7 protein-coding genes and 2 pseudogenes are annotated in these 9,432 nt (G+C 43.8%); 5 read left to right on the forward strand and 4 right to left on the reverse strand.

The window, feature by feature from the left end; genetic code table 11:
- Positions 1-299: 299 nt before the first annotated feature.
- The 4 genes from V7K79_RS00110 to V7K79_RS00125 all read left to right on the forward strand — a co-directional run bounded on the left by V7K79_RS00110 (position 300) and on the right by V7K79_RS00125 (position 4,446).
- Positions 300-1,733: a BCD family MFS transporter gene (locus V7K79_RS00110; RefSeq protein WP_335043531.1), complete on the forward strand. Its 1,434-nt coding sequence runs from the start codon at positions 300-302 to the stop codon at positions 1,731-1,733.
- A gap of 56 nt (positions 1,734-1,789) precedes the next feature.
- Positions 1,790-2,596, forward strand: a complete 807-nt coding sequence (locus V7K79_RS00115; protein WP_335043533.1) for an inositol monophosphatase family protein — start codon at positions 1,790-1,792, stop codon at positions 2,594-2,596.
- A 216-nt stretch (positions 2,597-2,812) separates the two neighbouring features.
- Positions 2,813-3,385, forward strand: a complete 573-nt coding sequence (locus V7K79_RS00120) for a hypothetical protein (protein ID WP_335043534.1) — start codon at positions 2,813-2,815, stop codon at positions 3,383-3,385.
- Positions 3,386-3,492: 107 nt separating this feature from the next.
- Positions 3,493-4,446 (forward strand): MDR/zinc-dependent alcohol dehydrogenase-like family protein, encoded by a 954-nt coding sequence (locus tag V7K79_RS00125; protein ID WP_335043536.1) that lies wholly within the window; start codon positions 3,493-3,495, stop codon positions 4,444-4,446.
- 122 nt (positions 4,447-4,568) lie between these two features.
- On the opposite strand, the gene V7K79_RS00130 is transcribed toward V7K79_RS00125, so the two are convergent.
- From V7K79_RS00130 to V7K79_RS00145, 4 genes and pseudogenes are all read right to left on the reverse strand, one after another.
- Positions 4,569-4,856, reverse strand: a complete 288-nt coding sequence (locus V7K79_RS00130; RefSeq protein WP_335043537.1) for a hypothetical protein — start codon at positions 4,854-4,856, stop codon at positions 4,569-4,571.
- A gap of 110 nt (positions 4,857-4,966) precedes the next feature.
- Positions 4,967-6,013: a chlorophyll synthase ChlG gene (gene chlG / locus V7K79_RS00135; protein WP_335043539.1), complete on the reverse strand. Its 1,047-nt coding sequence runs from the start codon at positions 6,011-6,013 to the stop codon at positions 4,967-4,969.
- A 313-nt stretch (positions 6,014-6,326) separates the two neighbouring features.
- Positions 6,327-6,497 (reverse strand): annotated as a pseudogene (locus V7K79_RS00140) (transposase); the annotation flags it as partial.
- Between the two features lie 128 nt (positions 6,498-6,625).
- Positions 6,626-6,730 (reverse strand): annotated as a pseudogene (locus V7K79_RS00145) (IS5/IS1182 family transposase); the annotation flags it as partial.
- Positions 6,731-6,855: 125 nt separating this feature from the next.
- Here V7K79_RS00145 and V7K79_RS00150 point away from each other — a divergent pair.
- On the forward strand, positions 6,856-9,432 hold a 2,577-nt coding region (locus tag V7K79_RS00150), incomplete at its 3' end, for a DUF4347 domain-containing protein (RefSeq protein ID WP_335043541.1).

Raw genomic sequence — 9,432 nt, forward strand, 5'->3', positions numbered from 1 at the left:
TCTTCAGAAAGGTGATTTTTGGCTGGCATAAGTGGCTGATACTAAATTAATTATTTAATCTCTTATTATACAATCTAGCTGCCTAACAGCTTAGCCTCTATTAATGCTCAATCACGTTTAATCTAGTTATGGTTGCACAACAAGCCCTGAATAACCAAAAAGTTTTATGTACGTTATGCTGCGGTGTCTATCGCCAAACCCAAAAATTGATGCCCCGAAATTAGTGGTTTTTTGGAATATTGAACAGTTTATATTTAATTAAAGAGACTATATTCCATAAACTATACGAAAAAGTAGCTATGGCAAGCGGTGAAGTATTTGATACCAAAACAAAATCCCTATCTGTGCCAAGAGTAAATCTGCTGACCATGTTTCGGCTGGGTTTATTTCAAATGGGGTTGAGCATGATGTCCATCTTGACTCTGGGCGTACTCAACAGAGTCATGATTCAAGAAATAACAATTCCAGCGACGCTGGTATCAGTAGTTCTAGCACTGCCTTTATTTGTTGCTCCTTCCCGTGTCTGGTTCGGCCAGATTTCCGATGCCAAGCCGTTATGGGGAAACCATCGCACAGCTTATGTTTGGGTGGGTGCGGCAATATTTGCGATCGCAGCCTTTTTAGCTGTACAAGTAATATGGCAACTCAATATTGCTGGAAATAGTACGGGTACTTGGGTATGGACAACCCAAACAATAGGCTGGACAGCGCTTCTGGCTTTTGTTTTTGCTGTATACGGTCTAGGAATTTGTGCTAGCGGTACTGCCTTTGCTGCTTTGTTGGTGGATATATCTGAAGAAGATAACCGTTCTAAAGTAGTCGGTGTGGTTTGGTCGATGTTAATGGTGGGGATTATTGTTGGGGCGATTATTAGTGGCAGCTTGCTAAAACAGTTAACACCAGAAGCAACCGTAGAAACCTTGCAAGGAGCGGTCAACAGGTTGTTTACGATCGTGCCAGCAATTGTATTTGGTTTAGCGATCGCAGCGACATTCGGCGTAGAAAAAAAATACTCCCAATACTTAACCCGTTCCACACTAGTGAACCGGGAAGATAGCATTACTTTAGGCAATGCTTGGAAAATCTTGACAGCTAGCCCACAAACAGGCATCTTTTTCACCTTTTTATTGGTGATGACTATCAGTTTGTTTATGCAAGACCCGATTTTAGAACCTTATGCGGGTCAAGTGTTTAAAATGCCCCTAGCGGAAAGTACCAAATTAAATATTTTTTATGGAACAGGTCTATTGATTGCCTACGGCGTTACGGGCTTTTACATTGTTCCACGTTTGGGTAAGCGCAGAACTGCACGTTTTGGCTGTATGTTGGTAGCATTCTGTGCAATATTGCTAGGTATATCAGGATTCACAGCTAATGCAGCAGTTCTCAAATTAGGTTTGGTCTTATTTGGTTTAGCCACAGGTTTCCTAACAACGGGAGCAATTAGCTTGATGTTGGATCTGACGGCAGCAGAAGCCGCAGGTACGTTTATTGGGGCCTGGGGATTAGCGCAGTCCATCTCTAGAGGAATCGCAGTGGTAATCGGAGGTACAGTTTTGGATATTGGACGCAACTTTTTACCAAGCCAAGAACTAGCTTATGGACTGGTATTCATTCTAGAAGCTGTGGGAATGGTGCTATCGATTTGGTTTCTGAATCGGGTGAACATTACAGAATTTCAAACAAGTACAAAGCAAGCGATCGCTTCGGTTTTAGAAAGTGATTTAGATTAAACTGTATAGGGCATGGGGCATGGGACAAATGACAAATGACAAATGACTAATAACCAATGAATGATTTTTGGACAACAATTCTTGATTTTGCCCAAACTACCACTACCAGAGTGGGCAAGCAGCTGATGGAAGATTTTGGGCAAGTACAGGCTGACCAAAAAGCTGATGGGAGTTTGGTGACGCAAGCAGATAAATGGGCAGATCAAGAAATTCGGGATGCGATCGCTTCTAGTTTCCTTGGCTATGGCATTTTGAGCGAAGAGAGCGATAAGTCATTTCCCGGTACGGAGTGGTGCTGGGTAATTGACCCTCTAGATGGTACAACCAACTTCACACGCGGCATTCCCATCTGGACAATTTCTTTGGGTTTACTGTATCGAGGCACACCCATTTTTGGTTATGTTTACGCACCAACCTTGAATCAAGCTTTTCATGGTTTCTGGGCAGGTTCATCTGGTTTAGCAACACCAACAGGAGCATTTCTCAATAACCGCCCCATCCACACTAGTATAGATAGTCCTAGCAATAATCACTTTTTTAACCTCTGTTCCCGCAGCACCGCAGTTATCCAAAATGGCTTTCCCTGCAAAATTCGGATGTTGGGTGTGGCTAGCTATAACTTTTTGACAGTTGCCACTGGGGCTACTCTCGGTGGTATTGAGGCGACACCAAAAGTTTGGGACTTAGCAGGGGCTTGGGTAATTGTCCAGGCTGCTGGTGGGGTCTGGTCATCGCTTAAATCAGAACCATTTCCCTTGTCACGGGGAGAAGATTATAGCGATCGCTCTTTTCCCACCCTTGTAGTTAGTCGTCCTGAATTAGTTTCGGTATTTCAACCTTTTCTCGAAGGCATAAAAATTTAATTTGCAGCTTATCAACTTGTAAATAGTGATTTTCTCAACCAGCTTAGTGGACAATAATATACCTGACATTAAACTTAACAAAACCCTAGTCAAACAAAGAATTGAGTATAAATAAAGCTAGTAATAATCCTGATTTAAGCGCCAGACCAGTGTAGTTATTCATTCAAATAGTGTTGTGGCTTTCATCACACTGGTTAATTTAGTATAAAAAATTTTATGTTGTCTAATCTAGATTTAATTCGAGAGTTTGTGCAAAACTCTATTCAGAAAAAAGACGTTTTGTTGTCAAATTCTGTTTTGACAGCACAAACAGTGTATAAAACCAACCAACTAACAGCAAAATCTGAAGGCGTAGTTGCCACTGTTCAAATATCTCACACCCTATCTAAATTCTCGATTTCTTCAAAATCAACCCAGTGGGAATTGATAAATCAGGCATTAGCAGAATATAGTTATATCCTCAAAGGAGAAGTAGATAGTCGGGGTTTCTATGAATATCAATACTGCGAAGTTCCCAAAGGTTATCGGATGAATTGTACTAAATGTGTCATTCTATGGCGAGCTTGGTGGAAATATCGCAAGTATACTTCCAGACCAGGGATTCCCTTAGAACTTCTGATTAGAACACGAGACTCATGGTATCCAATTAGAGATTTAATTATTAGTGACGGACTTCTTTATATTAAAACCTTGGGGAGCGAGATTGCACTTGGTTCAGATGACTTAGTTACTTGGTTAAGCAAAGCTGATGTAACTAGAATTAAAGAAATACCTTCTACAGAGACATAGTGTGGTTATAGTGGTACAAATGTACGCTTGTATATATATTTATAAATATTTATAAAAATTTTTGAAAGTGGTATGACAACATAATTAGGCAAAGGACGTGAAGAAGAATGAAAGGACTTTGGCTCGAAAACAACCAGTTGCAATTACGTACAGATATTCCCGTTCCTGAACCACCACAGGGAGAAGCCTTAGTACGCGTATTGCGTGCAGGTATCTGTAATACCGATGTGGAACTACTCAGAGGCTACTATCCCTACACTGGTATTTTGGGGCATGAATTTGTCGGCATTGTTGAACGAGGGCCAGAACACTTAGTTAACCAACGTGTAGTTGGAGAAATCAACGCTGTGTGTGGGCATTGTCGGTTTTGTCTTAGTGGACAACCAACTCACTGCGAAAATCGTACAGTTCTGGGTATCGTCAACCGCAATGGAGCCTTTAGTGAATATCTCTGTTTGCCGGTGGAGAACCTGCATCCCGTACCTGATAATGTGCCGACAGAAGTAGCAACATTTACCGAACCTTTAGCAGCAGCTTTGGAAATTCAGCAGCAAGTGCCATTGCATCCAAACGATCGGGTACTAGTGGTTGGGGATGGCAAACTAGGGCAGTTAGTAGCTCAGACACTAGCTCTAACTAGCTGTGAACTCTTAGCTGTGGGGCGTCATCAAGATAAACTGGCTAACTTAGAAGCACGGGGAATAAAAACGAGTTTAGCTGACGCTGTTACAGATGGATATTTTGATATCTCAGTAGAATGTACTGGCAACCCAGAAGGATTTGCGATCGCCCGTCGTGCCCTACGCCCCCGTGGTACTCTTGTACTGAAAAGTACTTATGCTAGCAACCTGAGCCTGGATGCTTCTTCTTTAGTAGTGGATGAAATCACCCTAATCGGCTCACGTTGTGGCCCCTTTACTCCAGCCCTCCAGTTACTAGCTACAGGAAAAGTTGACGTGCAACCTCTGATTCATGCCACTTACCCTCTGATTGAAGGGCTTGCGGCTTTTGAATGTGCTCAGAGTCGGGGTGTTTTAAAGGTATTATTAGAGATTAGTTAATAGTCATTTGTCATTTGTCATTGGGTATTGGGCATGGGGATTGAATCTTCAATTTTGAATTTTGAATTTTGAATTGATTTCTTTCTTATCTCTACCAGTCCCCAGTCCCCAGTCCCCAGTCCCTAATACAGATAAGGATTTGTCTTCGGTTGATAGTCACGACAATCGATCGCTTCTTCTGTATTGGCAATAGATGGGCGTACAGTACATTTAAGACGGTAATTATCAGTAAAAAATTGGCAACCAGTACAGGGGATTTGATGCATTTGCTTGGCTGTAGTTACACTATCTCGTGCCGCCGCCCAGAGACTTAAAACAACGATAATAGTTACACTCCAAGCACCGATAAAACAAATCGGGATTAACAAAGGTTGAATCCCATGAATGATGAAAAATATCAGTTTAAACATGTTATGTGCTGAGACAAATTAGGAGTTAAAAGTATATTATCTCTTAACCGGAGGCGGAGCGTCTCCGGCTTTGCTCTTAATTCCTAACTTTTTCAGGGTAAAAGGATAAGTTAAACGCCAGCATGACCCAGTGCTAAACCTGTTACCAGCATTCCCAAAACTAGGAAAGGTTGAGCGCTGGCTTGGTACTTAACATCATTTTTCACAGGGTCGCGTAGGAAGTACATATCCTGCAAGGTGATTTGTGGGATGATTAACAGTACTAGTATTGCTGCATACAAATTCTCGTGGATGCTGACAAGATAAGCTGCAATCAATCCTTGAAAGACATCAATCGTCGCTACACAAATCCATGCTGCGGTGGTGATGCCAAACATTACGGGTAATGAATTTAATCCTAACTGGCGATCGCCTTCTACACTCTTAAAATCATTGACAATGGCAATACCCAATCCAGCCAAACTGTAGAACATTGTCAAAATTATAATTGTGGAATTCAGTTCCCCAAACAAAGCGTGTCCTGTAGACCAAGGTAGGGTAATGTAGCTTGCACCCAAAGCGTAGCTACCTAGCCAGCCGTTTTGTTTAAGTTTCAGGGGAGGTGCAGAATAAATATAGGCAATGAAAGAACCGATAATCGCGATCGCTGTAATTGTCAGGAATTCATGACCAGACCAGACATCAAGTACAAATGCTAAACCAATGCCAGCAATCAATAATACCCAAATCTGAATAATTACTTGGGGTAAGGGAATTGCTCCAGAGGGAATGGGGCGATAAGGTTCATTAATGGCATCGATTTCGCGATCATAGTAATCATTGAGGATTTGGGTGTAACCTGTCATCAATGGCCCAGCCAGTAACATACAAGCTGTTACCTTTAACACATTTTCCAGCGTCCAAGTATAGTTACCAGAAGAAGCCGCACCACAGACTACGCCCCAAATTAGGGGAATCCAGGTGATCGGCTTCATGAGCTGTAAACGAATTTTCCAAATAGAAGTTTCTCCAGACGCTGCACCTTTCATCCCCAGTATCTGCCTAGTTTTCGCACTGCGATCGCTCGTTGGTGTTGCTTCCTGACTGGGATTAATTGCAACTGAGTCTATAGCCTCAGTTGGGTTTGGGTCTGGGGTAATGGGAGTTGATTCTGACATAAGGTTTACTGATTAATAGGGTATTGGGCATGGGGCATTGGGCGTTGATGATTAAGTTTCCCGCATCCTGTGTATTCCTATGAAATATTGTCAACCTTAATGTGATTGTGTGACATGGTATTGGAGCTAGTTCATTGTCCCAATTGTAATGTGACAGCATCGCAGTGATAAAGGATGGCACAAAGAAAAGCTATTTGTTGGGGTGAGGGAGGAAGCAGATAGCACAGCGTTAACGAGTCTGTGAGCGTCAAGCAGAAGGCATAAGTTATGAAATCTTTGTGCTGCAAAACTTTCAGGTGTTTTTTCTTTTCCTCCTGCCTCTTGTCTTACGAACCTGACCACGTAGTGCATGGTTTAATTTTTCCCAAACCCCCTTGCGCTGCCATTTCCTGTAGTAGCTGTAAACTGTTGAACTTGAAGGAAAGTCTACTGGCAGCATATTCCATTAACATCCCGTTTTTAAGTGATAGTAGATTGCATTAAGTAAGTCGGTGCAATAAAACCAAACTCTGTGAAGAAAAGTAAATGAGGCTAAAACTCTTTCTCCCCCAGCCCCCTGCCTTATCCCAACAATAATTATTTACGCCGACCTACTTACATACTGCCCGCATAGTCAGTTGTGCGCGGATGTCCTCCTTCTTTAGCTGGTGGAATTAAGGGTTTCAGGATTTCCCACCCTATATCATTTAAGTCTGTGGGATAAGATTTTCGTTTCATGAGCAACTAGTCTAAGCGTTATTACTGATTTGGACTTTTGAAATTATTTTGTTACATACTGATGATACTCGTATATTACGCAGCTAAGATGTTGTCTGTAAACTTTCTCTGTGGAGAGAAACACGATGTCTTTTGAGCTTCCCCAGTTGGGTACGTCTTCTACTGATCTACTGTCTAAAAATAGCCTTGCACCTGTCTTGGACGAAGGCAGTTTAACGACTTCTTTAACGGGACTGGGACGATCCAGCCAATCTCTCTTATTTGTGGATAAATCGGTGACGGACTATCAGCAGTTGCTGGCAGGTGTAACTCCAGGCACAGAAATCCATATACTTGACCCAGGGCAAGATAGTGTTACCCAGATTACTAACACCCTGTTAGGGCGGCAAAACATCGCCAGTTTACATATCGTTTCCCACGGGGAAGCCGGGGGAGTGGATTTTGGTAGCAGCGCCCTTAACTCGATCGATCTGCCTGAGTACGCAGCCCAGTTAAAGACCTGGAGCAAAGCGCTGACCAACGATGCAGATATTTTGTTTTATGGCTGTAACGTTGCCCAAGGCCAACTCGGTCAGGCGTTTGTCCAAAACATCAGTCAGGTTACTGGAGCCGATGTTGCCGCCTCCAATAACCTGACAGGCAAAGATGGCGACTGGATCTTAGAGTTCAACACAGGGCAAATTGAGTCTGGTTTAGCATTCCAAGCCAGCACATTGGCAAACTACCAGGCAAGCTTAATTAGTGTAACTTCAACGGGCAATGCGGCTACTCTTCTTTCAGCAATTGCAGGTGATACAACAGGTCTGAGTAACATCACCGCGACGGTCACTGGTAATCCTCAAGCCTTTGGTACGTTTACTAGCGATCCCTTTGGGTTCGGTTCTGGGGTAGTTATCAGTACAGGAGCCGTTACCAATGTGGTGGGTCCAAACAATAATACGGGTGCAGGAACGAATTTTGGAACTGCTGGCGACGTTGCGGGTTCTTTTGATCTGGCTAAATTAGACATTAGTTTTAATGCTGATAACGTCGATCGTTCTTTGTTCTTCCGGTTTGTCTTTGGCTCAGAAGAATTCCCTGAGTATGCCGGAAGCAACTTTAACGACTCGTTTGAATTGCTGCTAAATGGGGTGAATTTAGCGCGTCTGAGTAATGGCAGTACCGTTACAATTAACAATCTTGCCACTAGTCCAACTGGTCCATTCGATCCTGACTATATTGCTAATCCAACCAATAATCCAGATACGCAGTTGGATGGCTACACGAGAGCGCTAACATTTGAGGGGGCAGTGATCAAAAACTCGCTCAATACTGTCAGTATTCGCATCAGAGACACTGGTGATGGAGGCCTCGACTCTGCTGCCTTCCTAAAAGTTAATAGCTTTGGCACGGCTCCACCCTCCAGTAAGCCAGTGCTTACACTTTCAGGCAACAGCGCTTCTTACTCGGTGGGTAGCGCCCCAATCCTTTTGGATACCAACGGAACCATTACCGACTCGGATTCTCCAAATTTTGATACGGGCATCCTTGCTGTTGAAATTTCTAACAATGCCACAGCCACCGATCAACTAGCGATTAAGAATCAGGGAACAGGTGTTGGTCAAATCGGCGTATCTGGCAGCAACGTTACCTACAACTTTGGAAGTGGAGCTGTCAACATTGGCACATTTAAAGGTGGCACTAACGGCACAACTCCCCTAGTCATTACTTTTAACAATAATTCGACACCAATCGCAGCCCAAGCACTTCTGGGAAATATTACCTTCTTTAACAGTTCAGCTACGCCTTCTACTAGCTCTCGCACCATTAGTTTCAATATTACTGATGGGGATGGGGGAAATAGTACAGTTTCAACAGAGACTGTCAATATAGTTCAGAATGCCGCCCCCACTATCAGCACCAACTCGTTGAACATCAGCGAAGGTGGCAGTGTGGTTCTCTCCAGCAGCAATATCAACGCCACCGACGATAACACCCCAGATCAACTCACCTACACTGCCACAGGTATCAGCAGTGGACAGTTTGAATTGGTGGCGAATGCAGGTGTTGCGATTACTAGCTTCACCCAAGCACAGATCAACTCTGGGGCAGTTAGCTTTGTCCAAAATGGCGGTGAAACCGCACCCAGCTATAGCCTCAGTGTCAGTGATGGGTCGTTGAGCAGCGCTAGCAGCACAGGGGTGATCGGTTTCACCAACGTCAACGATGCCCCGACTATCAGCACCAACTCGTTGAACATCAGCGAAGGTGGTAGTGTGGTTCTCTCCAGCAGCAATCTCAACGCCACCGACCCGGATAATACGCCAGTTCAACTCACTTACACTGCCACAGGTATCAGCGGTGGACAGTTTGAGTTGGTAGCGAATGCAGGTGTTGCGATTACCAGCTTCACCCAAGCACAGATCAACTCTGGAGCAGTTAGCTTTGTCCAAAATGGTAGTGAAACCGCACCCAGCTATACCCTCAGTGTCAGTGATGGGTCGTTGAGCAGTCCTAGCAGTACAGTGGCAATTGGTACCTTCACCAAAGTCAACGATGCCCCGACTATCAGCACCAACTCGTTGAACATCAGCGAAGGTGGTAGTGTGGTTCTCTCCAGCAGCAATCTCAACGCCACCGACCCGGATAATACGCCAGTTCAACTCACTTACACTGCCACAGGTATCAGCGGTGGACAGTTTGAGTTGGTAGCGAATGCAGGT

This window comes from Nostoc sp. (genome assembly GCF_036917575.1).
In the GTDB taxonomy this organism is placed as follows: Bacteria; Cyanobacteriota; Cyanobacteriia; order Cyanobacteriales; family Nostocaceae; genus Nostoc.

Coding starts and splice junctions, on each gene's coding strand:
- V7K79_RS00110 (WP_335043531.1), top strand. CDS start 300: ATGGCAAGCGGTGAAGTATTTGATACCAAAACAAAATCCCTATCTGTG.
- V7K79_RS00115 (WP_335043533.1), top strand. CDS start 1,790: ATGAATGATTTTTGGACAACAATTCTTGATTTTGCCCAAACTACCACT.
- V7K79_RS00120 (WP_335043534.1), top strand. CDS start 2,813: ATGTTGTCTAATCTAGATTTAATTCGAGAGTTTGTGCAAAACTCTATT.
- V7K79_RS00125 (WP_335043536.1), top strand. CDS start 3,493: ATGAAAGGACTTTGGCTCGAAAACAACCAGTTGCAATTACGTACAGAT.
- V7K79_RS00130 (WP_335043537.1), bottom strand. CDS start 4,856: ATGTTTAAACTGATATTTTTCATCATTCATGGGATTCAACCTTTGTTA.
- chlG (WP_335043539.1), bottom strand. CDS start 6,013: ATGTCAGAATCAACTCCCATTACCCCAGACCCAAACCCAACTGAGGCT.